Below are 26,227 nucleotides of genomic sequence, written 5' to 3' on the forward strand. Positions count from 1 at the left end.
CCATTATGAGTGCAGAAAAGTTTCCGTTCGATTTCAGTGAATTCAAGCCCTTGCCGCTCGATCCGACGGCCACCGAGCTGACCGCTGATCAGAAAAAGACACTGGAAGCGAACATTAAGTTCTGCCGCGACGTCATCGTCTTCTTCACCGCAGTCGCCGATGGCAAGGGACTCGGCGGACACACCGGCGGTCCTTATGACATCGTTCCGGAAGCGATGATCGCCTACGGATTCATGCTCAACGCTCAGCAGGGCGGCTCTCATCCCGTACTGCCGGTCTTCTTCGATGAAGCCGGTCACCGCGTCGCTCTGCAGTATCTGATGGCCGTGATCGAAGGCAATCTGCCGGCCGAAAAGCTGCTCCACTACCGCGAATTCAACGAACATCTGCCGGGGCACCCGGAACGCGATTTCACGCCGGGCGTGAAGTTCTCCTCGGGTCGTCTGGGACACATGTGGCCGTACGTGAACGGCGTGGCCCTGGCCAACCCGGACGCCGCCGTGTTCATGTTCGGTTCCGATGGTTCGCAAATGGAAGGTAACGACGCCGAAGCAGCTCGCCTCGCCGTCGCCCGCAATATCAACGTCAAGCTCGTGATTGACGACAACGACGTGACGATCGCCGGTTTCCCTTCTGACTACCTGCGTGGCTTCGATGTCGCCAAGACTCTCGAAGGGCACGGCCTCTCTACAAACACCGGCGACGGTGAAAATATCGACGAACTCTACAGCCGCATGTGTGCAGCCGTAACGACCGATGGCCCGATCGCCCTGATCAATAATCGTAAGATGTGCGTCGGCATCGAGGGGCTCGAAGGCTCCAATCACGGTCACGACGTCATCAAAATCAAAACCGCGATTGATCATCTCAAGAAGCAGGATCGCGCGGAAGCCGTCAAGTACCTGGAATCGGTCGAGAAGCTGCCGGGTGGCCCGTCGTATCAGGGCTCGGAAGGCGCTGGCAAGAACCGGGCTCTGTTCGGCAAGTTCATGAACGAGATCCTCGACAGCATCCCGGAAGAAGAACGCGTTCGCACCGTTCGCGTCTTCGACTGCGACCTGGAAGGCTCCTGCGGTCTGGACAGCATCCGCAAAGAGCACCCGGAGATCTTCGTTCGCGGCGGCATCATGGAACGCGGCAACTACTCAGCCGCGGCTGGATTTGGTTACGAAGAAGGCAAGCAGGGAATCTACGCGACCTTCTCGGCCTTCCTGGAAATGATCGTTTCCGAAATCACGATGGCTCGACTGAACAAGTCGAACGTGCTGGCTCACTTCTCGCACTCCGGTTGCGATGATATGGCCGACAACACCTGCCACTTCGGGATCAACAGCTTCTTCGCTCACAACGGGCTGCCGGAAGATGGTCACGATAACACCGGGCTCTACTTCCCGGCTGACCAGCATCAGTTCAAAGCCTGTCTGAACAAGATCTTCAAGGATCGGGGGCTGCGGTTCATCTTCTCGACCCGTTCGGCTGTGCCCGACATTCTCGATGACGATGGCAACCGCTTCTACGGCGACGACTACAAGTTCGAAACCGGCAAAGATGAAGTCATCCGCGAAGGTTCGGCTGGCTATATCGTCAGCTTCGGCGAAACGCTCTACCGCGCTCTCGATGCGGTGATCACGCTGAAGAAAGATGGACTCGACGTTGGCCTGATCAACAAGCCGACTCTGAACATCTACGACAAGGAAATGATGGCCAAGCTCGCCAAGGCGAAATTCATCCTTGTCGCCGAAGGCTTCAATGTGAACACTGGACTGGGAATTCGCTTCGGCTCGGAACTGCTGAAGTACGGCTTCCAGGGCAAATACAACCACATCGGCACGCACAAGGAAGGATCCGGCGGTCTGTGGCAACAGATGGGCTATCAGGGGCTCGATCCTCAAGGGATCTCCGCTGCGGTCCGCGAGCTCGCCTGACTGGAATGAAAAAGGGCCTTCGCCGGAATCTTTTCGGTCGAAGGCCACCTCTTTTCGTTCGGCGACCTTTCCCGTTCGGGTTTCAACTATGTCGATGCAGCCTCGCTTGATTTCCAGTTCTCGGTCGGGCTTCCGTCCGGTGTTCCCGCTCGTTGCCATGCTGCTCGTTCTGTTTTCGAGTGGGCTCATCAACGCCGCGGCTCCCGCCTCTGTCACCGCTCAGGTCGGGCTCAAGAATACGTATAAAATCGGCTGCTGGACTGAAGTCCAAATCGATGCTCCGCTGACAGCCGGTCTGAGCTATCAAGCTGAAGTCTCTGTCCTCGATGCGGATGGCAATCACGCCCGCTTTGTTGATCAGCCTGTCACCGCTGATGAAGCCGGCCGTTTTCAGACTGTTATCCCGGTTCTGGTTTCCCGCCTGGGAAGTGACTTCGCCATCCAGGTTTACGAACTCGATGGCGATCAGAAGCGAGGGGCTCTCGCGGGACGATTGCGTCTCTCAACGGCCGATCTGACGGCTCTAACGCAGTCCGAGCCGTGGCTGGTCGCTGTCGGACGCGTCGACAACATCGAAATCACCAGCGAGTTTGTCTCCCAGCTTCAGGTCACAACGGTTGATGGCATCGACGATCTGCCGGAGAACTCTCTGAGTCTTTCCGGCGTCAACGTGATCGCCTACGGGGTAACCGGCCACGATCTGGCGGCTCTGCGGCGATTGAAAGACTGGGTCAACGCGGGAGGACATCTGGTTGCCTTTCCCGATGTCCCTGCCGAAGAGTTCCTGGCAACTCCCTTTGCTGAGTTGATCCCGGCCACGTTCGAGCAGACCGCTCAGATTCGGGATCTCAGTCGACTGGAGAGCTTCGTGGGCGAAGCCAGTCGGCTTCGCGTCAACAAAACGCTGAACATTCCGCGATTGATCGACTTCCCGGGAGAGACGCTGGTGGGCGGTTTGACCGGTGCTCTCGCGGCTCGGATGCCCTGGGGCCTCGGGCGGCTGACTTTCTGCACTTTGAACCTGAACGACGACGTCCTGCAGGACTGGGAAGCATTGCCGCAGCTGTTCCGGGTGCTCGCCGACTTCCCGGCTTACAATGAACGCAATTCGTCGAACTCGACCAACCTATTGACCCAGGCCGGACTGAGCGACTTCAAAACCCAGTGGGACGCCGGACTGTCCGACTTCGGACTGATGACGCCGAGTGTCTGGATTCCGCTCAGCCTGCTCCTGGTGGCGGCTTTGCTCGTCGGGCCCGTTGATTATTTCCTGGTGCGCCATGTCCTGAAGAAGCCGGGACTGACGTGGATTACGCTGCCGCTGCTCGTAATTCTGACAGTCGGCTGGGGCATCTACTCGGCTGCTCAGCAGAAAGTCCCGCTCAGCGGAAAGGCGGCCGCAGAGGGACGAGTCGCTCTGGTGAATCAGGCCCTCGTCGCTGACTACGCCGGAGATACCCGGACTGAGCGATACCGTCGGTTCGTTAAGGTACTCGTTCCCGAAACGGGGCGGTTCGATGTTTCCACGTCGCTCAAACTTCCATACGCGACGGGCACGCCCGAGCAGCAGACCGCTCCTTCTTCAGTTCCCGAAGCAACCTTCCGCGGTTACTACCGGGCTTCCGGGACACATCTGGATCAGACCAGTTACGAAGTTCATCCGCTCGAAGGCAACGTGACCGGAGTTCCCATTCACGAACGTTCCACGCTTCTGCTGGAAACGTCAGGCATCTCGACACCGGAGAACGTCGCCCGTGATGCGCCGTTCGCGGTCTCGTCGAACTTTTCGGGAACGATCAGCAGTCAGCTGAAGGGCTCACTGTCACACTCACTTGACGGTGAAATTACCAACTGGCTGCTCGCTTACGACAAACTGGTTTTCTTCGTCAGCGACGACCATCCGCTCGCGACGCTCTCGCCGGGTGAGGTGCTGGAGTTTCCCGGCTCGGCAATCCTGCAGCGCGAGTTGACCGCCTTCCTGACCGGGACGACGAAGTCGATGGTCAAACGGAAGTCGGGCGTCGGGGAGGATCTGATCATTCGACGACGCGATTACGATCCGTTTTCACGCGACCTGGAATACATCATTTCGCTGATGACTTTTTACGAGATTGTCGGCGGCGAAGAGTATACGAAGCTGAGCAACATCGAACTGACCAATTGGGATCTTTCCGAATCCATCGCGTTGAAACGTGCGGTTCTCGTCGGAAAAGTGACGAACAAACTTCCGCGGCCAGACGTCGAGGGCGAAACGGTCATCACCAATTCCGATGTCTCCTTTGTGCGGTTCGTACTGCCGGTCGAACAAAGCGCTCAGGCACTCGACCGTCTGCCGGAATACGATAAGAACGGCAACTGAAATGAGGCCTCTCCGCTCTCGAAGTACATAAGTGCCGGGCGGCTCAAACTCCTTGTGGATCTGCGACTGTGATCGAAACCATTAAACTGACGAAGAAATACGGCGACCTCATCGCTGTCAACGAGATCAGCCTGAAGCTGACCGAAGGCGATGTCTTCGGCTTCATCGGTCCCAACGGATCCGGCAAGACGACAACGATGCGGATGATCGCGACGCTGCTCCAGCCGGACTACGGCGAAGCGTATGTCTGCGGACGCTCAATCTATACGCACGCCGAAGAGATCCGCCGCCTTGTCGGCTTCATGCCTGACTTTTTCGGCGTCTACGACGACATGACCGTGCTCGAGTACCTTGAGTTCTTCGCCGCGACGTACCGCATCAACGGTCCGAATCGCCGCAAGATCTGCGAAGAGAAACTCGATCTGGTCGATATGGCCTTCAAACGCGACGCCATGGTCAGTCAGCTTTCACGCGGGCAGACCCAGCGAATTGGGCTCGCTCGCGTCATGCTGCACGATCCGCAGGTGCTGCTGCTCGACGAACCAGCCAGTGGTCTGGATCCACGAGCCCGTATCGAAATCCGCAATCTGCTTCGCAGACTCGGAGCGATGAATAAGACGGTGATCGTGTCGAGTCACATTCTGCCCGAACTGGCCGATGTGTGTACCCGCGTGGGCATGATTGAAAAGGGAGAGCTGATCGTCGACGGGCACGTGAGCGAAGTGATGCAGAAGGCGCGACAGGCCATCGTGCTGCATATCCGGGTCACAGAGAACCTCGATGCGGCCGCCGCCCTCATGGAGCAGTGCGATGAAGTCGATCACGTCAGTATCGAGAAAGAGACCATTCTGGCTCGACTCAAGCCCGGAACCATGGATTACTCAAACCTGCCAATGGCGCTGTTTGAAGCCGGGCATCGCCTCACCCTGTTCCGTGAAGAAGAGGTCAACCTCGAAACCGCCTTCATGGAACTGACCAAGGGCAAGCAGCAGTAAGCTGCCTGGTCCTTTCTAGAGCAGTTTACTTTTTGGTGTGACCGTTCGGTCCGCGAAAGATGCAGCGTCTCAGGCGATTCAACACTCATTCGCGGACATACGGTAGAGCGATCCGCTCTAGTAGACCTGACCGTTTCCCTCGGAGATTCCATGAAGACGTTCGACTTCAAAGATCGCTGGGCACTGGTCACAGGAGCGTCCAGCGGGATCGGAGCCGAGTTTGCCCGGCAGCTTGCCGCGAATGGGACTCACCTCATTCTGACAGCTCGTCGAGAATCGGCTCTGGCGGAGCTTGCCGAGAAGCTGCGGGCTGAATTCGGAATCGACGTGGTCGTCATTCCCGCGGATCTGTCGCAATTCGACAGTGTGCCGAAACTGCTGGACGACATTCGCGGCCGCGGACTCACGATCGATATCGTGATTAACAACGCGGGACTGGGAAGCGTGACTGCCGCCGATCAGGCGGATCCCACACGAATGCTCCAGATTGTGGATGTGAATGTTCGAGCCCTTACCGAACTCAGCTACGCCTGTCTGCCTGATATGATGAACCGAGGCACCGGGCTGATTCTCAACGTCGCCTCCATCGTGAGTTTCCAGCCGGTCACGTATATGGCGGTCTATGCGGCGTCCAAAGCTTACGTGCTTCACCTGAGTGAAGCTCTTGCGGAAGAGGCTGCGGGTTCGGGCGTGCGTGTGACGGCACTCTGTCCGGGGACGACGAAGACGGAGTTCTTCGATTCCGCGGGAGCCGATGGCTGGATCGACCGCTGGGGAGGATTAACACCGGAGTTCGTGGTGCGAACCGGATTGAATGCGGCTCGCCGCGGATGCCGTGTTTCCGTCCCAGCCGTTCGTTATCAAGTCATGACATTCCTGCCACGACTGCTCCCGCGCCGGCTGTTGACAACAATCTCCAAGAGACTCTTTCGATCAACGATCAGCGAGAAGCAGGCGCAGAAGTAGAGTCTTTCACGCGTATTTCACGTGCTCAGCCTGTCTGGTCGAACGATCAATCGCCGCCGCCGGTGTCTTGAAAGTAGGCGTCCTGGAACAGCCGTTCTTCCCGCAGGTTGTGAGACTGCAGCTGTTCCATCCAGCCCGCGAGATCGCGTTTCAGCTCAAAAGCGTGGGCATGGAACGAGCCGGGACCCTGAAGTCGGTCGTAGAGCTCCTGCAGCTGCTCGCAGAGTGTGGTCTGTTCGACCTCGAGCCGCTTGACGTTGGAATCCGCTTCCGGGCATTCCAGCAGCAGGGAATTCAGATAGCCGTCCCGGGAACGGAGCGCGAATTCTCGCGGCACGGTACGGAGCAGGGCTTCGACAATCGCCGTCAGCCATCTGCGGGTTTCCTCGGTCGATTCTTCTTCGAGCACGTCTCGAAGATCCCCGAGAAGAATGTACTCGAGATCGCTGAGCTGCTGGAGATTGAGCAGTTTCAGTCGCTCGAGATCGGCATTATCGATCGCCATGCAACACCTCCCTCAGGCCGGGTACGTCGGTGAATTGCGACGCCAGGTCAGCTTCGCCCGCCAGTTTTCTTATTCTGCCCGTGAACTCTGGGTGTGTCAAAGGGTTTTCTCGGTCAATTTCAGGGCAAGAAGTTTTCTGCTCTCGACGGCGAAAACTACGGGTTTGTACTTATTTTTTGGTAGTCAAATAGGGGTTTTCCGGATCTTGGGATTAGTCCTAGTTTTCTAGGATTTCCTATTGTATCAGATGGGAATGATGATATTCTGCTACGGCTTTTCTCGGGATGATGCAAAATTGCGTCGTTTTGAGGGGCTCTGAACCGGGATGCGGGCTCTTTGCCTGGATTCGGAGCTCAGCAAGGGATCCCTGCTGCAGCGAAACGCCGGGTCGGCCAAACCGGGTGTTTCCACAGGAAACGTTCATCTCCTGGCGGTCTGCTGACTGTCTGTCGACGACGGTCGGTGTTCGCGAACGAACGGGCTCAACTCTCGGAGTGGCGGAATTCTTCGCTTCGCTCCAAAAAACACATCTCCATGTTCAGAAAAAAAGAGGAACCCCCAACTATGATGCGTGCATTGCTGCATGACGAAAGCGGATTCATTGTCTCCGCTGAGCTGGTGCTCATCGCCACGATCCTGGTCATCGGCCTGATCGTCGGACTGAGCTCGATTCAACACGCCGTCGTCGCTGAACTGAACGACGTTGGCGACGCCATCGGACGCCTGAATCAGTCTTACTGGTTCTCCGGATTCTCTTCGGTAAAGAATGGCGGTAACGGCCTCAAGGCCTACACCCGCGGTTCGGCCTTCCAGGACGAAACTGACGACTGCGACAACGATCAGTGCGACATCGCCTGCGATGTTCCCGTCAACGAAGGTCCAAAGCGGATCTAGTCTGACCTGACGTTGAACAACGACTGAATACAGCCGGTCGGGAAGCCAGTCTTCCCGGCCGGTTTTTTTGCGTTCACAGGTGGATCCCCCGCCATATCCGCTACGACTTGAACAGTTCGCAGAACCTCTATACGTAGTTGTTCGCGAATTTTGCTTGGTTGGCACTCAATTCCGTGTCGATGACTTCAATGGCGTTGAATTCTTCACCGAATAGGACGCCGCAATCACTGCCTGACCCAGCTAGTAAGGTCGAACTCGCCGCCATCGCTTCCCCCCTCAAAGCGATGGCGGCGTCGTTTCGTTACGGGCCTCATGAAATCGATCTTCGTCTCCGAGTTTCTCTGTAGCGGAGCCCTTTCCGAACAGGATCTTCCTGAGTCACTGACCAGCGAAGGCCAGGCGATGCTTGCCGCCGTCTGCGAAGACTTGCTCCGCACGGGACGTTATCACGTTTGCACGACGCTCGATGAGCGGGCGTGGCCGGATTGCCCCCAGGCGATCGAGTTCGTGCGGGTGAAGTCGTCTTCCGAGGAATGGGGCTGCTTTCAGAAGCTCGCCCAGCGCTCGACCGCGACACTGGTCATCGCTCCCGAACTGGGGCAGGAACTCGAACGCCGTGTCACCTGGCTCGAGGCGGTGCAGCGGAACAGCACGATGTCGTTTTCGCCGACTGTCTCGTTAACATCCGACAAACTACGGTTTGGTCAATGGTGTGAGGAACGGGGAATCGCGACTCTCCCGGTGAGCATCGTTGCGGACGATGGTCTTTCTGCGATCGACTGGGCCCAGCCGCACATGATCAAGCCTCGCTATGGAGCCGGAGCGACCGCGACTGTTCGAGTCGAAAGCCAGGCTGCGGCGAAACGATTCCTGGAGAACGAGCAACATCGTGAGTTCGGGCCCTTCATCATTCAGCCCTGGCTCGATGCGATGCCCCTTTCAATTGCCGGGGTCGTCTGTCCGCAAACGGGCCGCCGACAGTGGGGGCCGCTGGGACGCCAGAAATTCGCGGACGGCCATTACAGCGGAGGCACGATTCCCTTTCCCTGTCCAGCCACCGCTGACGCATTCGGGATCATCGAACAGGTTTGCGACCAGCTGCCGGGACTTCGAGGCTGGATTGGCTTCGACTTCCTTTATTCGACGTCAGCATCCCCGCCCCTGCAGCTTCTGGAGGTAAATCCGCGGATGACGACCAGCTATCTGGGGTATCGCCAGCTCACCGAGACCCCCCTGGCGGAACTGATGCTGGGATTTGGACAGAGCAAAGAAGTGAGGTGGCGCCCCGGGACCGTCGACTTCTCCGCAGTACCGTAGAGCCGCCGGTGTCGTTGCCGGAGATCATTTCGCCCATCCGAGGAGATCGGGTAGAATCGGCGCTCGATGCTTTGCTTTGCGAGTCCCAAACCGACTGAACGTTCATGCCGTTTGTAGTGCGGAAAGACCTGGAGTTCTTTCGTCTGGAAGGGGAAACTTCCCCGACCTGGGTCGTTCGAGATCCGTTAACTGGCGACTGCTTTCGACTCGGTGCGGAAGAACACTATCTGCTTCGTGCTTTTCAGGAATCGCAGAACCGTCATGAGATTGTCGAATCGTTCGCGGCTCGATTTCAGGGGCGCGTGCTCCAACCGGCAGAACTCGAATCCCTGTTCGCCGAATGGGTCCGGCATCGTTTTGTGCTGACCTCGCAGCCAGCCGCCCGTTCCGCCACCTCCGGCGGGTCTCGTGCATTCCGGTGGAATCCCCTGGCAATTCGCTTTCGCGGCTGGAATCCCCAATCGTTTCTGGAGCAGACCGAGCCCTGGGTTCAGGTCTTCTTTTCTCGTACGTTTCGCGCCTTCTCCCTCTTGGTCATGGTCGCAGCTCTGCTGGCTGCTTTGACGGAGTTTCGGGCCATCACGTGGGAGCTGGCCGAATTGCCGCGACTGTTTACCCCCCAGCTGGTTCTCCTCGCGGTGGGGACGCTGTTCGTCTGCCGGGCACTGCACGAATTGGGGCATGCTTTCAGCTGCCGCCGGCACGGAGGGGCCTGCCCGGAAATGGGCGTTATGCTGCTGGCCTTTGTCCCCTGCCTGTATTGCAATGTGACGGATGCCTGGACGTTCCCCCGTCGCAGTCAGCGGGCGGCTGTGAGCGGAGCGGGCATTCTTGTCGATCTGTGGATTGCCTCCATCGCTTTACTCTTGTGGAGTGTCAGCGAGCCTGGGATTTTTCACAGTCTCTGTCTCCTCGTCGCGGTGACGGGTTCGGTCAATTCACTGTTACTCAACGGCAATCCGCTGATGAGATATGATGGCTACTTTCTGTTGAGTGACTTCACCGGCATCCCGAATCTGCGAGCCGAATCGACGCACCAGTCGCGGCGGGTTTTGTGGCGAACATTGCTGGGGCCTCGGCAAAAGCCGGTCGAAGAGTTCTCGCCGGGACTGGCCGTCTATGGGTTCGCGTCCACGGTTTACCTGTGGCTGATCGTCGGGCTTATTCTGTATGGCATCCATGTGTTGCTGCAGCCGTTCCGGCTCGAAGTGTTGGCCATGCTGCTTGGCGTGATTGTGATTCCTCCGATGCTGTTTGGTGGGTGGATTGGGCTGCGGCGGGAATACACACAGGAAGTGCAGCTAAGACACGGCTCCAAGTTTCGCAGAGGAACCGTTGGAGCCGGAGTTGCCATCGCTGCGGTCGCGTTGTTATTCGTCCCGTTTCCCCGCTGGATTCCAGGAACCGGAGTTCTGCGCCCCGGCAGTGCCCAACTCCTGTTTGCTCCGGCTGCAGGCGTTGTCGAGCAGATGCCTTCTTCCGGGAAGCGGGTCGATTCCGGAGACACCCTCATCGTTCTGGACGACCCGGATTCCCTGCTCGAGTTGCAGGGGCTGAAACGGCGGCTCGACGTGGCGGACCGTCGGGAAGAAGCGATCTTCCGCAAGCAGACGCAACTGGACGATGCCGCGGCGGCCATTCAGCTTTCCCGCGAGTTGCGGCTCGCGATCAATCAGCAGATCGCTCAGGTGAAGGAACGACAGGCCCGACTGCGGATGGCTGCGGACGCGGAGGGCACATTCGTTTCACTGAGCGGGAACGATGACTTTTCGCCCCTCATCGCCGTGCCCGCCCTGAAGGGCATGCCGGAAGGTCAGGCCGTCTCAACGGGGTCCGTTCTGGGGATGGTCGTTCAGCCGGAAGGTGCGGAGGTTCTGCTGACGATTCCGGAACACTGGTCGCGAGAGGTCTCCATCGGACAGCAGGTGTGCGTGTATGTGCCGGAACTCGGGGGACGGTTCATGGACGGGAGAATCACCGATCTGGCGGCATCGACATCCCGGCCATTCGAAGAAGCGACGACGCCCGACTACGAGATCCTGCAGCGTTATCAGCAACAGCGACCGGGAGCGGAGTCGTCCCCTCATCTTCTGGCGACGGTTCAACTCACCTCGGAAGCCGACTATCCGCTGACATTTTTTCAGATCTGCCCCTCGCGAATCGAAGTCGCGCCGGCTTCTTTGCTGACTCGGACGGTCCAGTTTTTCCAGCGAACATTTCCCGGCACGATTTGAATTGGGAGTTTCTCGCCGACTCGCTTTTCATTCGGAGCGCGAGCCGTATTATTGCGCGTTATGAAACTTCGGCTGACCAATCTCGAACTTCCCGTCCTTGAAAGCGAACAGTCCCTTCCGGAACTGATTTGCCAGCGGCTCAACATCCGCGCCGAAGAACTCGGCTCGTGGCGAATCCTGCGGAAGAGCCTGGACGCGCGGAACCGTTACAGTCTGCATTTCGTGTATTCGGTGGCCGTCGATTTGAATGGGGATCGCTCTCCTTCGCGAATGACGCACTTGCCAGGAGTCATCGAGCACGCGGGGAAAGTCTTCGACGACCCGGAGGACGGGACGCGGCCACTGGACGAACGGCCGGTCGTGGTGGGATCTGGTCCCGCAGGGTTGCTCGCGGCTTACTATCTGGCGAAGCGAGGCTATCAGCCTCTCGTGCTCGAACGGGGCCAACCGGTGAAAGAACGGGTTCCCGCGATTCGCGATTTTGATCGCGGCGGCGTGTTCGACGAGCGGAACAACTATCTGTTCGGCGAAGGAGGAGCCGGCTGCTTCAGCGACGGCAAACTGACATGCCGTCTGTCCGGTCCCGATGTCGACTGGGTGCTCGATGCCTTCGTAGTCTGCGGGGGGCGGGATTCCATCATGTACGAACAGCGGCCGCATCTGGGCAGCAACAAGCTGCCGATGATCTGCCGCAACTTCCGCCGGAAGATCGAGGCAATGGGCGGCGAGTACCGGTTCGACTGCTGCGTCGAGCGGCTGATCGTCGAAAATGGCGAAGTCGTCGGTCTGCAGACGTCGTCCGGAGAAATTCGCACAAAGCACGTGATTCTGGGCATCGGTCACAGCGCCCGCGATACCTACGAGATGCTGCACGAGATGGGCGTGCCGATGCTGCAGAAGCCGTTTCAGCTCGGCCTTCGTATCGAGCAGCCTCAACAGCAGATCAATGAACATAAATACGGACTGCCGGAGTACGAGAACGTGCTCGGTGCAGCCGACTATTCGCTTGTCGCCAAAGGGCAGCGAGACGTTTACACCTTCTGCATGTGTGCCGGCGGTTTTGTGATCCCGTCGGTCTCCGAACCCGATATGTTCTGCACGAACGGAATGAGCCGGTCTCGGCACGATACTCCGTTCGCCAACAGCGGGCTGATGGTCACGCTGGAGCCGAGTGAGTTTGGCGGCACTCATCCGCTGGCGGGTGTCGAAGTCCAGCGGCAGTTCGAGCGGGTTGCCTTTGAGATCGGACGTCGGGATTATCTCTGCCCGATTCAGTCGGCCAGTGATTTTCTGGCGGGACGATTTGATGCGAGCGCGAAGCTGACCTCCTCGTATGAGCGCGGTGCCGTGAACGCCGACCTGCACCAGGTTCTGCCGGCAATAATCAGCAAGGCGATTGCGGCCGGGCTGCCGTTGATGGATCGCCGCTGGCAGGGAGAGTTTCTGAAGAATGCCACGCTGGTGGGCCCGGAGATGCGGGGGAGTGCTCCGGTGCGGATCGATCGCGATCTGAAATCGCGGCAGACGCCGGGATTCTTCGGGCTTTACCCTGTGGGAGAAGGCGCGGGCTACGCGGGCGGCATTGTGACGGCGGCGGTGGACGGGTTGCGATCGGCTCGCGAAATTGTGCGAAACTATGCTCCGCTGACGTCGTAAGGATTATGCAGACTACGCGATCTGTACGACCGGCATATGCCGTATCGGAGGATGATCTGATATTCACTGCTTGTCAGCTTCGCTGCACAGTGGCAGAATAAAGCGGGTCCGCCGCTGCGGGTCTGCAAGGTGAGATTCACGTAAGTAAGTAAAGTTATGCCGAGTCTGTGGATCTGGCCCTTTGAGCTGATGGAGAAAATCGGCGAAGGGGGAATGGGTGTCGTCTACAAAGCACGCTACGTCAAAGACGATCGCCTGTTCGCAGTTAAACTGATTCCGACGGAGATCACCAATCCCACACTGCTGGCCCGGTTCGAACGGGAGATCAGCGTTCTTAAAACGCTGCGCCATCCAAACATCGTGCGTGCCTTCGGCGGCGTGTGCGAAGACAAGCAGCGTTTCTACGCGATGGAACTCGTCGACGGGGGAACGCTCTGGGACAAGATCCAGAACGCAGGTTACCTCGAATGGCAGAAGGTGACCGACTACGGCCAGCAGATGTGTGCTGCTCTTGCTTATGCTCACAGCAAGAAGATTGTGCATCGCGATGTGAAGCCGAACAACTTTCTCATCACCAAAGCGGGACAGGTCAAACTCAGTGACTTCGGGCTGGTGAGCGTGATGTCGGAAGCCCGCCTGACCGCCGATGGCCGCACGATGGGAACCGTGCAGTACATGTCGCCCGAACAGATTCGGGGCAAGCCTCCGCTGACTCACGCCAGCGATCTGTATTCACTCGGCTGCGTTTTCTACGAGATGTTGACCGGGAATCCTCCGTTTGAGTACGACAACCCGGCCACGACCATGCATGCCCATCTCGGTGAGCAGGTCAAGCCGATTTCGAGCGTGAACAAGGATGTTCCCAGGGAACTCGATCGTCTGGTGATGCAGTTGCTGGAGAAGAAGATCGACGACCGTCCGGAATCGGCTCTCGAAGTCGCCGAGCGGCTCTCGCGGATTCGTCTTTCGCCGCAGTTGATCGATACGACAGCCTCAAGCACTTCGGCTGTCAAGATGACGCCGGATGCCGCGGATCTGATCGAGCCCGAGCAACTCTCGACCGTCTACGCGGTCTTCGAGAAAACGCTGAAGGTTTTCTGGGTCGCTCTCTGTGCGTCGTTTCTGCTGATGGCCGCGGTCTGGACCGTTTCCCTGTTCCAGTCCGATCCGGGGACCGAGCTCTGGATCGAAACGTTCCAGACGCATTCTGACCAAAGAGTCCGGGAAGCCGCCGCGTTCTCGTTGATGAAACTTTCAGAAAACGATCGGGATCTGCAGGACTTGCTGATGGAAGCCGCCGAGGATACGTCTAATCCGGTCGGAGTTCGCACCGCTGCGCTCAATGCTCTGGCGAGTCAGCAGGAGGCGATCGGCCGCTTCCATTCCCGCCTCAACAGGCTGGCCAAGTCGGACAAGGAAGAAGCTGTCCGCGTGGCCGCCGCCGCTGGGCTCCAGCCGCTTCGCTGACTTCGACAGCACTTGAAATCGACGCCGTCCGTGCGGAACAATAGCCCTCCATCGGATTTCATCTCGATAGACATGCTCGCGAGGTCTGCGACGAGGCACCATCCTGGCCGCCGCCGCTTGTGAGTACCGCCGCCACGGAGTGACGGTTCGGGTTGAAAAATGGACTGGTCCACTCGAGATGAACACGGAGTCTCCGCTTGAACTTCTTCGCCCACGCGATTGCCTTCCTCGATAATCCTTACTTCGTCGCCGGGACCTCGGCCCCTGACTGGTTGAGCGTCGCCGACCGACCGGTACGCATTCGGGCCCGCCTGATCGACAAGTTCCTCGGTGAGCACGATCAGAACGATGCCGACGAGAACTGCACCGACGTTCCGTTTGCGTTCGCAGCCGGGGCCCGCCAGCATCTGACCGATGACGACTGGTTTCATCGCCAGCGGATCTTTACGGAAGTGAACGCTGACCTCGCGAAGCGATTCCGCAGGGACCTTGGCCCGGACGACAACTTCCGCGCTGGCTTTCTCGGGCATATCGTCACCGAGATGCTGCTCGATCGAATCCTGATCGAACGGTGTCCGGAACTGCTTGATCGCTACTACGAAGCCATCGCGTTTGTCGACGCCGACGAGATCCAGGCCACGGTGGGGCAGATCGCGACGCGGCCGACCGATCGGCTGAGCAGTCTGTTGCCGCGGTTCGTCGATGAACGCTTCCTGCAGGATTACGTGGACGAGAAGAAACTTCTGTTTCGCTTGAATCAGGTCATGCGACGCGTCAAACTCCCAGTGTTAGCCGACGAAATCGAGGAAACCCTGGCCGAATCTCTGGAGGTCGTGGAAGCACGACATCGGGATCTGCTGCCGGCTCATGTCCTCGACTCTCTTGATGCTCACACAACTCAAGTGGACTCCGGTCGTCCGCAGTCGCGATGACCGTTCGTCCCTGTCCCGTCTCTCAGATCATTCAGACTTGCGTTCGAGGAGTGCGTTGATGAAATACGGAATGAACCTGCTGTTGTGGACCGCAGCCGTGACGGAAGATCACTTTCCGCTGCTCGAAAACATCAAAGGCTGGGGCTACGACGGCGTTGAACTTCCCATGTTCGAGTTCGACGTTCCTCATCATCAGAAGCTCGGCCAGAAGCTGAAAGATACCGGCCTCGAAGCAACTGCCGTGACGGTCTGCACGCCCGAAGAGAACCCAATTTCGCCGGACGCCAAGATCCGTCAGGCGGGTCTCGATCGTTTGAAGCGGGCCATCGATGCCTGTGAAGCCGCCGGTGCCACGCACCTCTGCGGACCAATTCACTCGGCTCTGGGTGAGTTCAGCGGACAGGGCCGCACCGAAGACGAATGGAAGTGGGCTCAGGAGATACTCGGCCAAGCCGCCGATCACGCCAAACAGGCTGACGTGATGCTGGTCTGCGAGTACCTCAATCGCTTCGAATGCTACTTCCTCAATTGCGCCGAAGACTGCTCGAAGTTCACTCGCGAAGTCAATCATCCCAACTTGAAGATGATGTACGACTCCTTCCACGCCAACATCGAAGAAAAGTCGATCACGCAGGCGATCGAAACCTGCCAGGATCAGATGGTTCACGTTCACATTTCCGAGAACGACCGCTCCACTCCGGGTGAAGGGGACATCAAATGGGATGAAACCTTCCAGGCACTGAAGAAGGTCAACTACGACGGCTGGTTCGTCATCGAAGCCTTCGGCCTGGCTCTCCCGGAACTCGCCGCCGCAACTCGCATCTGGCGACGCATGTACCCCAGCGAAGAACATCTGGCCCGCGAAGGCCTCGCCTTCATGAAGGGCAAATGGGAAGCGCTCAACTAGAGGATTTCCATGCTTCTCCTGCAGTCGCATGGGTGCCAAGCCGCGGCCATGCTGAGTTTGCTCCTGCAAACGCCTGCAGTCGAAGTTTGAATTTGCTTTGGAGCGGATCGCTCACGTTCAACAGAATCACAAGAGACTCAGCGCTGGCATCGCCGGCGCTGAGTTTTTTTCCATGGAAGGACGGAGACCATCAGTTGGCCAGAAACTGATCGATCGGCGTGCCGTTCACCGTCTTCAGTGTTGCGATTCGGCGGATTGTCTCGCGGGAATTCTTCGCGAGTTCAGGAGGACAGGTCAGTTCTCTGAGCGGCAGTGAGACAAGCGGCGAGAGATCGAGTCGCGCCGGTGCACCAGGGAGCGTCAGTTGCTCGAGAGTCGTCATCGCGACCAGCGGCGTCAGGTCTCTGGTCTGTTCCGTCAGGCTCAGAGTCAGCCCTCGAACTTTGTCATCGGTCTGTGAGAACTGAAGGGTGGTCTTTTCAGGATCGTTGTACTCGTCGAGCTTTGTTCGCAGAGCCGAGATCTGATCGGCAGCGGCTAGAGATTCCAGCGACCGGCTGAACTGCTGCAGCTCTTCCCGACGTTCCCGTCGCTGCTCCCAGAATTCCCCGGCTGATCTGGAGTTGATTGTTCGCACCGAAAGATCTCTGACGAGCTCTTCAGCAGCGGGATCGTGGAACGGAAGATCAATCGTCAGTTCTTTGAGAGACAACGATTTCAAAGGCTGCAGGTCGATGAGATCCAGCCCGGAACAGTGGAGCTGAGTAATTGTGGCCTCCCCGAGAGCAGCCAGGTCTCGGACCCGGGTGTCATTGCAACTGAGATGATCCAGGGTTTTTCCCTGAAGCGGCGCCAGATCGGCGACCAGAGTGCGGTCCAGTTTGACGACTTTCAGCGGAGCCGGAGCCAATGGCGTGAGGTCCGCGACTTTCGATCCTGACAGGTCGAGTTCCGTTAACGGACAACCGGCGATGGGGGCCAGCGTGTCCAGCGCTCCACAGTTTCCGGCCTCCAGTTTTTCGAGCGGCATCCCGGCCAGCATCGAGAAGTCCGAGACGGGGAGCCCGGCACATTCAAGCCTTCTCAGTTTCATGCCTTCAAGCGGACTGAGATTGACAATTCTCGTTTGACCACAGCTGAGCTCCCAGAGGGGCATCCCGCGAATCGGTTCCAGATCATTGACCGGCGTCCCGTAAATCGCCAATCGTTCAAGAGGCATCCCCTTCAATGGCGAAAGGTCTGAGATCGAGCAAAGATCACAGTTCACATATTTCAACGGCATCCCGGCCACGGGCGACAGATCAGACAGCTGCTCATTGCACCAGAAAAACAGAACCTCGAGTGACATCCCCGCCAGCGGGGAAAGATCGGAGATCTTTGTATGAGCACAATAGATCTTCTTCAGGTTCAGACCGCGCAACGGCGAGAGGTCGGAAACGCTTGAATTGCTGATGTCGAGTGTTGTCAGCGGTAACCCCTGAAGCGGCGCGAGATCGGTCAGCCCGCTGTGAGTCATGTGAGAGCCGCTGATCCAGAGTTCCCTCAAATGGGGCAACGCTCGTACTGGCCAGAGTCGTGCCAGGCCGTCTCCGTTGAAGGAGAGGCTGACGATCTGACCGTCTTCGACCTTCTCGATCACATGGGAACCGAATTCGGGATTCTCCCATCGAATTCGGTTCTTAACAACTTCGAGTTGCCTGTCGATCGGCAGCCTTGCCACGGAGTCGAAGAACGTTTGCTGATCGGCGGTCGGCGTCCATACCGGGACGGGATTCGAGACTCGCTCGTTCCAGTGAATCGTTGTTCGGGGAAGGACCTGGGAGATCCTGTGGAATCCAGCTTGTGTGACTTTTGTCTTCGTCAGAAACAGGGTGTGAAGTTCGCGTAGATCCTCCAGGTGCTTCAGTCCGTCGTCGGAAACAGAGGTTCCTTCGAGAGTGAGGAAATTCAAATGGGGGGCCTGTTTCAGGTCCGCCACCGTGGCATCGTCGGCGGGTGTGTAGGTCAACAGCAGACAGTTCAGGGTTTTCATTCCCGACAACGATGGGAGAAGAGAAAGGTTCTCGTGCGTGATCCGCGTGAAGCCAACACGCAGGTCGACCAGTTCAGAACAATTCGTGAAGTACTTGAGGCAACTGCCGTCGATATTCGATTCGCCAATGTTGATCACCTTGAGGCCACGGTTCTGACGGAAGTTTGCCAGCCCCGCATCGGTGTAGTTGGGAGACCGTTCCATAAACAATCCCCGCAAGTTCGTGGTTCCCTGGAACGCCGCCAGACCGGCATCGGTGACACGCTCATTGCGATCGAGACTGGCATGGGTCAGCCGAAACGATCCCGGCGGCAGGTTCTCAACTGAAGTGATATTGGGTGTCTCACCATAAGTGCTGTCATCGTTGATGCGGATCTTCCCGCCGATCGAGAGCACATACTCCGCTGCCCGACGATCGACGTCGACCTCAGCGAGATCCGGTGCTGTTTCGGGCGGCGGTTCGCGAGAAATGCGGATGACCTCACGTCCATTTCGCGAGACGGTCACCAGTTCCTGTCGCAGAATCTGCCCCTCCTTCGTCGCGACGAACCTGTAGCTTCCCGGCTTCAGTTTCAATTCTTTGATCCCAGTCCCGGAGACGACAATCTCCCTGCCATCGACGGAGACGCTGACCTGTGGATCTCCGACATCGATGACGAGCGTGCCTTCGGGATAGAACAGGCGAATGACCGAACTGCTGACGCTGGTGAGGCCGGTCGCTTCCGTCGCTCCCATGCTGAACAGCAGAAGACAGAGCAGGCTGACAATCATCACCGCAGGCCGGAGTCGTGCGTTCTTTCCAGCGGCGGCGATGTCCAGGTTCTGCAGCTGTCGCTGATAGTCGTCCAGCAAATCCGCCACCTCGCCAGCGGTCTGGAATCGCTTTGCCGGATTCTTGTGGTGAAGCTTTCGGACAACATCGGTGATCCACTGCGGCGTTTCGGGAATGATCTCGCGAATATCACGCGGCTTCTCATCGATGATCCGATTCATCACCGCGATCGGTTTGGGGGCCCGGAATGGCAATCGGCCACTGCACATCACGTAGAGCACGCTACCCAGACTGAACAGATCACTGCGAGAGTCGAGCCGATGGCCCAGCGCCTGTTCTGGCGACATATAGGATGGAGTTCCCGCGATTCCGCTTTGCGTCTGACTGGCATCATCCGCGGCTCGGGCGAGACCGAAGTCGGTAATCTTGACCTGTTCGGTGCCGGCTTCGATCAGAATGTTTCCCGGCTTGATGTCGCGGTGAATCAGACCTCGATCGTGAGCAGCGGCCAGGCCGCGGGCGATCTTCTTTCCGATTCGCAATACGGCTTCGATCTCGAACGGGCCGGTCTCTTCGTGAAGTTCCTGCAGAGACTTCCCGTCGACGTACTCCATCACAAGGAACGGCACCGGCGAGTCTTCCACGGCATAAATGCCGACAACATTCTCATGACGGATCGATGCGGTGGCCCGTGCCTCTCTCAGGAACATTTTCCGGGCTGGCGATGTCACCGCGAGTTCGGGTTTCATCACCTTGATCGCAACCGTGCGATGCAGTCGTTCGTCGAATGCCTTGAACACGATCCCGCAGCCACCCCGGCCGAGCAGTTCGGTGATCTCGTAGTGTGCGAGGCGACCGATCGAATCCGGCGAATCGGAAGGTTCCAGAAACGGAAAGGTCGCCTCAGCGGAATGTTGTTTCCCGCTCGGCTCTCCATCGGTCGGCGCGTCCTGCGCCAGGTAAGTTGCCTTCATCTGCTCCAGAGCAGGAACATCCAGAAACTTGCCCGAGCGTTCATACTCGACAAGCAACGCTTCGATTCGTTGACGCAAATCGGAGTCCGTGCCACATGCGCGCCGGACGAAATCCGTTCGCTGGCGGGCGTCGGAGATTGCGAGAGCCTCCGTAAAGATCGTTTGCTCATTCATCGTTACGACTTCAACGCTTCGTTTGGACGGGAGATGATAAAGTGAACACAGGGTGCACTATTGGATAGAACTCGACCGGGATTCAAGTCACTCGCGAAAAGCCGGAAGGTGCCCATCATCCCGACGAGTTCCGTCGAACTTTCAACGGGTCCCGAACGCCTGTCGAAGACCGATGCCCATCTCGAGCAATCCCTTCGAATCGGAGTTCTGGACCATTCGCTGAACCTGCTTCAGTTCCTCGGTCGACATCTCCTCGCGGAAGGCTTCGATCAGCAGCTGACCGATGATTTTGATCGTCCCGTTTGCCACGAGAAACGGGGCCTGCAGCACACCCGACGAACCGAGATTCTTCACCTCGTAAATGTTGCCGCGTTCATCGCACAGGAAGGCGAGTCGAGTTTCGCCGTAGCCGCCCGAGTTCCATTCGTAGTCGTAGGCAAGGTAGAAGTGCCCCGGGATCGATTCGCCGGCATGATTGGTCACGCCCCCCCGTCGCACATAGCTGAAGCTGGTCAGGTCCGCCCCCATGTGAACGATTCCGATAATGTGCTTGGCATTGTTTGTCGAATCGAGATAGTCCTGAGCCCGGTTGATCGCGGTCGAGGTCTGGGCTTCGCAGAAGCTGGCGGTGACGAGCAGCGAGAAGAGCGCAACGGTAGCGGACAGACTGCGGTTGGAAATCATGACGTTTGCCTTTCTGAGTTCAGGAGCGGAAGAGAGCAGCGATTGCGATCCCGTTTCGCTGAACGTGAAAAGGCGCTGGGATCGCGAGCGTGCGAACCCCGGCCGACCAGGCACTCAGACAAAGAGTGTTTCGCACGTCATCAGTCAGTGCGATTTCTGCGCGTTGAGTACGTCAGCAATTTTCAGAAAAATCGCGAGAACCACGAATCTCACGTCCGAGCCAGGCTTTGGCGTACGCCCAGTGACGGTCGGCGGTTCGCGGAGAGATCTCGAGAATTTCGGCGGCCTGCCGCAGCGTCAGCCCTGAGAAATAGACGAGCTGAACGAGCTCAGCCGCCTGCGGATTCACCGTGGTGAATTTCTCGAGCGCATCATCAAGCGCGATAAGATCCTCTGCCGGATCTGAGAAGGAGACGGTCATCTGCTCGTGGAACTCATGGCGAATCGCGTTTCCGCCCCGTTTGAGACTCTGCTTCCGACGAGCGTGCTCGACAAGAATTCGGCGGATCGCAATCGCAGCCGCCCCGAAGAAGTGCCCCTCGTTCTTCCATTCATCGCGACAATGCAGCACGAGCCGAAGATAGGCATCATGAACCAGAGATGTCGCATGGCGACTGTTGCCAGCGGGTTCGCGAGCGAGATAGGAAGCGGCCAGTTTGCGGAGCTCATCGTAAACGTGGGGGAGCAATTCTTCAGCCGAGGACTGATCCCCCGCCTGGACCGCCTGCATCAGTTTTGTGATTTCAGGCATGCTGGCCCGCCCCGCTTGTGATTACCGACCTGTTCAGCACTGAACTGTCAGTCTACGAGGTTGAGGACGGGCGTACAACTGGAGACGGAATTGTGCGGCCTAAGCTCGATTCCGAAGAAGCTTCTGAAGCAATGTCAAAAGTCGACGGCGAGAGAAGCGTGGAACGTCGCTCAATCCGGGTCGCCGCCCTGGGCGCGGAGGACCGCTACTTCGTCGCCGGGGTTGACGTGGGTTCGCAGGCGAGCCAGCAGGTGGATGACTTCGCCGGCGGACTCGGCACTGACATCGACAACGACGCCCGGCCAGGTGATCTGGTAGAGTAGATCACCGGCGGCAATCTGCTGGCCGGGGCGGACATACCAGGCGGTCAACTCCCCTTCAATCTCCGTCGTCTCACCGATGCCCGGGTTCGGCACCTGAAGCGCGAGATCATGGAAGCGGCCGGACGACGAATTCATAGGGCAGCCGGCGATGAATTAGTGGGAGACCTGGGCAGCCATTTCGCCGGCGTGATAGCTGGAGCGAACGAAGGGTCCGCTCGCGACCATCGAGAAGCCGAGCAGGCGGCACTGTTCGCCGAGTTCGTCGAACTCTTCCGGCGGAATGTACCGCTCGACCGGCAACTGTCCCGGGCCGGGCTGCAGGTACTGGCCAATGGTCAGCATGTCGCAGCCGACGCCGCGAAGATCGGAGGCGACTTCGAGGACTTCGTCCATCGTTTCGCCAAGACCGAGCATGAGTCCGCTCTTGGTCGGCATCTTCGGGGCTTCGTCTTTCACCTGCTTGAGCAGATCGAGCGACCGCTGATAGCCGGCGTTCCGACGCACGCGGTGATACAGTCGCGGCACCGATTCCATATTGTGGTTGAAGACATCCGGTCGGGCTTGAATGACCGTCGAAATCGAATCGCGGTTGCCTCGGAAATCGGAGGTCAGCACTTCGACCTCGGCTCCGGTCTTCTCGCGAACCGCTTCGATGCATTCGACGAAATGCTGAGCCCCGCCATCGGGGAGGTCGTCGCGGGTGACGCAGGTGATGACGACGTACTTCAGGCCCAGGCGAGCAGTCGCTTCGGCGAGTCGCTGCGGCTCATCGATCAGGATGTCGCCGGTTTTCCCCTTGGGAACCGAACAGAATCCGCACGGGCGGGTGCAGACGTTGCCCAGAATCATGAAGGTCGCCGTTTTCTGGGCCCAGCACTCGGTCCGGTTCGGACATTTTGCGCTTTCGCAGACGGTTTCCAGTTCCAGGTCTTCAATGATATTGGACGTGAACGCCATCTGCGTGCTGGGAAGCGGCCGCTTCAACCATTTGGGGAGGCGGCGTTTGGGGCGTTCGGGCTCGGGGGTGACGATCGTCAGTTGTTGCATGAGAGCAGACACCAATCTCTAACAATGAGGTTCCGCATGGCGGGTGTGCACCAGATTATAGACGGCAGCGGCTCCGATGCGAATCATGCTCAGAATTCTGCGTCTCTGTTCCTCGGAATCGGCAACCGATCGGCTTGCCAACGGTTCATTTAGGCGAATTCGACGAAGAGATTCGGCTCAGCAGCGGATGGCGGGAGAAAACGGTAATCTCGGTCTGATCCAACCAGCGATTGATGAGATCGACAAGCGAGGTTTTCACAGCCGGGAGGCCGACTCGCTGCATCGTTTCGGATGATAATGACGAGGAATTCCGCTCTTCAGCGAGCCGATACGTGCGATTGACATTAATATAGGTCGCGCCCTGAATCAGCGACTGTCGAGCCGCATGCCCGCTGCGGGCAATCAAACCGGTCCGTCCCAGATGCCCTGCTCCGGTGGTAAACGACACCTGGGGCGCCAGGACTTCGCGGCAAAGTTCCTGAATCAGCCGGGCGAATTCGTCTCGAAACGAAATTGCCGAAAGTTCAGTCTGGGCAAGGGAAAACGTCGAATAGACGCCGAGTTGACCGGGACCGTGCTCCCACAACCCGCCCGGACGGATCATCGGAACGGCACTGCGTCGCAATTTCACGAGTTCGGGGTCTTCGTACTCCCTGCTGGAGATCGCCTCGGTTCCGCTGGAGGTCGATTTCGGGTGCTCGCAGATCAGGATCGCCGCCCGATGAATCCGCGTGGCACGCACTTCTTCGGCGAACAGTTTCTGCAGTGCCTGCGCGGACGAAAAGTCGACCTTGCCGAGCAGAAAGAGCTCCAGCGATCGGGGAGGACGAAAGAAAGACGACATAAGTAAATAATCGGGTATTGGGACAGAAACGGGGTGTCAACAGGTCATCATATCCCCCAAAACCCTGAAAACAAAGTGGATTTCGCAACCTCGCTGAAGCGGTCTGGTTTCGGGGAAATCCGCCATCTGAATAAAAAAATCACACATTGGGGTTGAATATCGGTATCGGATGACCGAAGCTCGATCAAGACAACAAATCAATGATTGCTCATTCGAGCGCATTCGCACGACGCTTTATATCTATTTGTCAGCCCACATATCTATGTGTGGGATATCTTCCTGTCACAGCTAAGGAGATGTTGTCATGTTTCGGCACACGGAGCGCCGTTCGGCGTTTACTCTGATCGAATTGCTTGTCGTGATCGCAATCATTGCGATCCTGGTCGCGCTTTTGCTTCCAGCCGTCCAACAGGCCCGCGAAGCTGCACGACGCTCCGCCTGTAAGAACAATCTCAAGCAGATTGGCCTTGCCCTCCACAATTACCACGACACCTTCAAGGTGTTCCCACCAGGCTATATTGGCGACTTTGGCCATTACAGCAATTCTGGTGCAACTCCGGTCGTCCATCCCAAGGGGGCGACCAACAACGTCGCTCAGTGGAACTGGACCGCCTTCATCGCTCCGATGGTTGAACAGGGAGCGGCTTACGATCTGCTTGCAATCAGCGATCGGCACGGAGCCGCGGCTATTGATGACTGGGCCAATACGCAGTCGACGTTCCAGACACCCGTCTCCGTCTTTCGCTGTCCTTCGGATGCCGGGCCGGATACCGGAAGCGGTTTGCGACGCGCACGCGGCGAGACCAGCACCGCCCGTCGCGAGGTTGCCATCAGTAACTACGTCGGCATGAATCGTGGAGCCAACAACACCAACGTCCGTGCCCGGAAACGTCAGTCGACTGGCATCTTCTATGTCGACAGCAAGACCCGCATCCGCGACATCACCGACGGGACGAGCAATACGCTGCTGGTTGGTGAGCGTTGCTGGCAGTACAAAACGGTGCATCCGACCAACGGAAACGTCGTGACGATGAATGCCAACGCCGGTAACGTCTGGGTGACACGGTCTTCGAATGACCCGAACAATGAGTGTAACGGCTGCGGATATACCGATTCTCTCGCTGTGACCGGCCTGTCGGTGAATGGGAAAGACATTCTCAACTCGGCCGGCAATGTGGCCCACAATCGCATTCGTGGACGTCTCTCTTCGCTTCACGCTGGTGGAGTTCAGGTCACCATGGCGGATGGCTCGGTCCGGTTCGTCAGTGAGAACCTGAGCACAACCACCCTGAATCGCATCGGCAATCGTCGCGATGGCAACGTGGTGGGCGAGTTCTAATCCCCCGACAGCATTCCGATTGTTTCCTGGGATTTTCTCTGTCGGTTCCTCTGTTACGGAGTCTTTATGTCTACTCTTAAGCCTCAGTCTCTTCGCAGGTCGGCCTTTACGCTGATCGAGCTGCTCGTTGTGATCGCAATTATCGCCATTCTGGTCGCACTGCTTCTGCCCGCGGTCCAGCAGGCCCGCGAAGCCGCACGTCGTTCCGCCTGTAAGAATAATCTCAAGCAGATTGGCCTGGCGCTGCATAACTATCACGACACCTTCAAGGTCTTCCCACCCGGATACATCGGCGATTTCGGCCATTACAGCAATTCGGGTGCTACTCCCGTCGTGCATCCAAAGGGGGCGACCAACGGCGTCGCCCAATGGAGTTGGACTGCCTTCATCGCTCCGATGGTGGAACAGGGGTCGGCGTATGATTTTCTCGGGGTGAGCGAACGGCATGGGGCCGCGGCGATCGATGACTGGGCCAATACGCAGTCGGCGTTCCAGACGCCGGTCTCTGTCTTCCGTTGTCCTTCGGACGCCGGTCCGGATACCGCGGGAAGTATTCGACGGACCCGTGGCGAAACGAGCACCACGCTCCGCGAAGTTGCTCTGAATAACTACGTGGGCATCAACCGCGGGGCCAACAGTCTCAACGTTCGGGCTCGCAAGCGTCAGTCGACTGGAATCTTCTATGTCGACAGCAAGACGAAGATCCGGGACATCACCGACGGAACCAGCAATACGCTGATGGTTGGTGAACGTTCCTGGGAGTACAAGACAGTCCATCCGAACAACGGGAATATCGTGACGGCGCAAACCCGGGCCGGCAACGTGTGGGTGACCCGTTCATCCAATGATTCAAACAATGAGTGCGCCGGATGTGGCTATTCCGACGCACTGGCTGTGACCGGGTTGTCCGTGAATCCGAAGGATATTCTCAACGGGGCCGGAAACGTCGCTCATTGGAGAATTCGCGGTCGCCTGTCATCGCTCCACGCGGGTGGAGTCCAGGTAACGATGGCAGACGGTTCGGTTCGATTTATCAGTGAGAACATGAGTACCGTCACCTTGAATCGGATCGGGAATCGCCGCGACGGAAACGTGGTCGGCGAGTTCTAATCCGCTGAGGCAACAATCCC

Annotated in this window: 20 protein-coding genes; 13 read left to right on the top strand and 7 right to left on the bottom strand. The window is 58.1% G+C overall.

From position 1 onward, the window contains the following. Positions 1 to 5: 5 nt before the first annotated feature. From L1A08_RS14430 to L1A08_RS14445, 4 genes are all read left to right on the top strand, one after another. The gene (locus L1A08_RS14430) at positions 6 to 1,925 is read left to right on the top strand and encodes a transketolase C-terminal domain-containing protein (protein WP_238757146.1); all 1,920 of its coding nucleotides are present in this window, start codon (positions 6 to 8) and stop codon (positions 1,923 to 1,925) included. A 106-nt stretch (positions 1,926 to 2,031) separates the two neighbouring features. Beyond that, positions 2,032 to 4,284 carry a hypothetical protein gene (locus tag L1A08_RS14435; protein WP_238757147.1) on the top strand — a complete coding sequence of 751 codons (2,253 nt, stop codon included), beginning with the start codon at positions 2,032 to 2,034 and terminating at the stop codon, positions 4,282 to 4,284. A 68-nt stretch (positions 4,285 to 4,352) separates the two neighbouring features. Further along, positions 4,353 to 5,279 (top strand): ABC transporter ATP-binding protein, encoded by a 927-nt coding sequence (locus tag L1A08_RS14440; protein ID WP_238757148.1) that lies wholly within the window; start codon positions 4,353 to 4,355, stop codon positions 5,277 to 5,279. Positions 5,280 to 5,429: 150 nt separating this feature from the next. Beyond that, the gene (locus L1A08_RS14445) at positions 5,430 to 6,245 is read left to right on the top strand and encodes an SDR family NAD(P)-dependent oxidoreductase (protein ID WP_238757149.1); all 816 of its coding nucleotides are present in this window, start codon (positions 5,430 to 5,432) and stop codon (positions 6,243 to 6,245) included. A 46-nt stretch (positions 6,246 to 6,291) separates the two neighbouring features. Here L1A08_RS14445 and L1A08_RS14450 read toward each other — a convergent pair whose 3' ends face one another. Next, on the bottom strand, positions 6,292 to 6,750 hold the full coding sequence (locus tag L1A08_RS14450; RefSeq protein WP_238757150.1) for a hypothetical protein: 459 nt from the start codon (positions 6,748 to 6,750) through the stop codon (positions 6,292 to 6,294). Positions 6,751 to 7,314: 564 nt separating this feature from the next. Here L1A08_RS14450 and L1A08_RS14455 point away from each other — a divergent pair. The 7 genes from L1A08_RS14455 to L1A08_RS14485 all read left to right on the top strand — a co-directional run bounded on the left by L1A08_RS14455 (position 7,315) and on the right by L1A08_RS14485 (position 16,157). Beyond that, entirely contained in the window at positions 7,315 to 7,644 is a 330-nt protein-coding gene (locus L1A08_RS14455) for a hypothetical protein (protein ID WP_238757151.1), read from the top strand. A 312-nt stretch (positions 7,645 to 7,956) separates the two neighbouring features. Further along, positions 7,957 to 8,961 (top strand): ATP-grasp domain-containing protein, encoded by a 1,005-nt coding sequence (locus tag L1A08_RS14460; RefSeq protein ID WP_238757152.1) that lies wholly within the window; start codon positions 7,957 to 7,959, stop codon positions 8,959 to 8,961. Positions 8,962 to 9,065: 104 nt separating this feature from the next. Then, positions 9,066 to 11,195 carry a hypothetical protein gene (locus L1A08_RS14465; RefSeq protein WP_238757153.1) on the top strand — a complete coding sequence of 710 codons (2,130 nt, stop codon included), beginning with the start codon at positions 9,066 to 9,068 and terminating at the stop codon, positions 11,193 to 11,195. Positions 11,196 to 11,255: 60 nt separating this feature from the next. Next, complete coding sequence (locus tag L1A08_RS14470) at positions 11,256 to 12,851, top strand: NAD(P)/FAD-dependent oxidoreductase (protein WP_238757154.1); 1,596 nt, start codon at positions 11,256 to 11,258, stop codon at positions 12,849 to 12,851. Positions 12,852 to 13,007: 156 nt separating this feature from the next. Next, positions 13,008 to 14,318: a serine/threonine-protein kinase gene (locus L1A08_RS14475; RefSeq protein ID WP_238757155.1), complete on the top strand. Its 1,311-nt coding sequence runs from the start codon at positions 13,008 to 13,010 to the stop codon at positions 14,316 to 14,318. Between the two features lie 197 nt (positions 14,319 to 14,515). After that, on the top strand, positions 14,516 to 15,250 hold the full coding sequence (locus L1A08_RS14480) for a hypothetical protein (protein WP_238757156.1): 735 nt from the start codon (positions 14,516 to 14,518) through the stop codon (positions 15,248 to 15,250). 58 nt (positions 15,251 to 15,308) lie between these two features. Beyond that, entirely contained in the window at positions 15,309 to 16,157 is an 849-nt protein-coding gene (locus L1A08_RS14485) for a sugar phosphate isomerase/epimerase family protein (RefSeq protein WP_238757157.1), read from the top strand. A gap of 190 nt (positions 16,158 to 16,347) precedes the next feature. Here L1A08_RS14485 and L1A08_RS14490 read toward each other — a convergent pair whose 3' ends face one another. The 6 genes from L1A08_RS14490 to L1A08_RS14515 all read right to left on the bottom strand — a co-directional run bounded on the left by L1A08_RS14490 (position 16,348) and on the right by L1A08_RS14515 (position 23,758). Further along, complete coding sequence (locus tag L1A08_RS14490; RefSeq protein ID WP_238757158.1) at positions 16,348 to 20,013, bottom strand: serine/threonine-protein kinase; 3,666 nt, start codon at positions 20,011 to 20,013, stop codon at positions 16,348 to 16,350. A 237-nt stretch (positions 20,014 to 20,250) separates the two neighbouring features. After that, complete coding sequence (locus L1A08_RS14495; RefSeq protein ID WP_238757159.1) at positions 20,251 to 20,793, bottom strand: hypothetical protein; 543 nt, start codon at positions 20,791 to 20,793, stop codon at positions 20,251 to 20,253. Positions 20,794 to 20,965: 172 nt separating this feature from the next. After that, on the bottom strand, positions 20,966 to 21,544 hold the full coding sequence (locus L1A08_RS14500; protein WP_238757160.1) for a sigma-70 family RNA polymerase sigma factor: 579 nt from the start codon (positions 21,542 to 21,544) through the stop codon (positions 20,966 to 20,968). Between the two features lie 170 nt (positions 21,545 to 21,714). Further along, the gene (locus L1A08_RS14505; RefSeq protein WP_238757161.1) at positions 21,715 to 22,002 is read right to left on the bottom strand and encodes a biotin/lipoyl-containing protein; all 288 of its coding nucleotides are present in this window, start codon (positions 22,000 to 22,002) and stop codon (positions 21,715 to 21,717) included. 18 nt (positions 22,003 to 22,020) lie between these two features. After that, complete coding sequence (gene lipA / locus L1A08_RS14510) at positions 22,021 to 22,914, bottom strand: lipoyl synthase (protein WP_238757162.1); 894 nt, start codon at positions 22,912 to 22,914, stop codon at positions 22,021 to 22,023. A 145-nt stretch (positions 22,915 to 23,059) separates the two neighbouring features. Then, positions 23,060 to 23,758, bottom strand: coding sequence for a hypothetical protein (locus L1A08_RS14515; RefSeq protein ID WP_238757163.1), 699 nt, complete (start codon positions 23,756 to 23,758; stop codon positions 23,060 to 23,062). A gap of 304 nt (positions 23,759 to 24,062) precedes the next feature. Here L1A08_RS14515 and L1A08_RS14520 point away from each other — a divergent pair, with 304 nt between their 5' ends. Continuing rightward, positions 24,063 to 25,097 carry a DUF1559 domain-containing protein gene (locus L1A08_RS14520; protein ID WP_238757164.1) on the top strand — a complete coding sequence of 345 codons (1,035 nt, stop codon included), beginning with the start codon at positions 24,063 to 24,065 and terminating at the stop codon, positions 25,095 to 25,097. A 66-nt stretch (positions 25,098 to 25,163) separates the two neighbouring features. Further along, on the top strand, positions 25,164 to 26,207 hold the full coding sequence (locus tag L1A08_RS14525) for a DUF1559 domain-containing protein (protein ID WP_238757165.1): 1,044 nt from the start codon (positions 25,164 to 25,166) through the stop codon (positions 26,205 to 26,207). The last annotated feature ends 20 nt before the right edge of the window (positions 26,208 to 26,227 follow it).

It is taken from the genome of Rubinisphaera margarita, assembly GCF_022267515.1.
Classification (GTDB): domain Bacteria; phylum Planctomycetota; class Planctomycetia; order Planctomycetales; family Planctomycetaceae; genus Rubinisphaera; species Rubinisphaera margarita.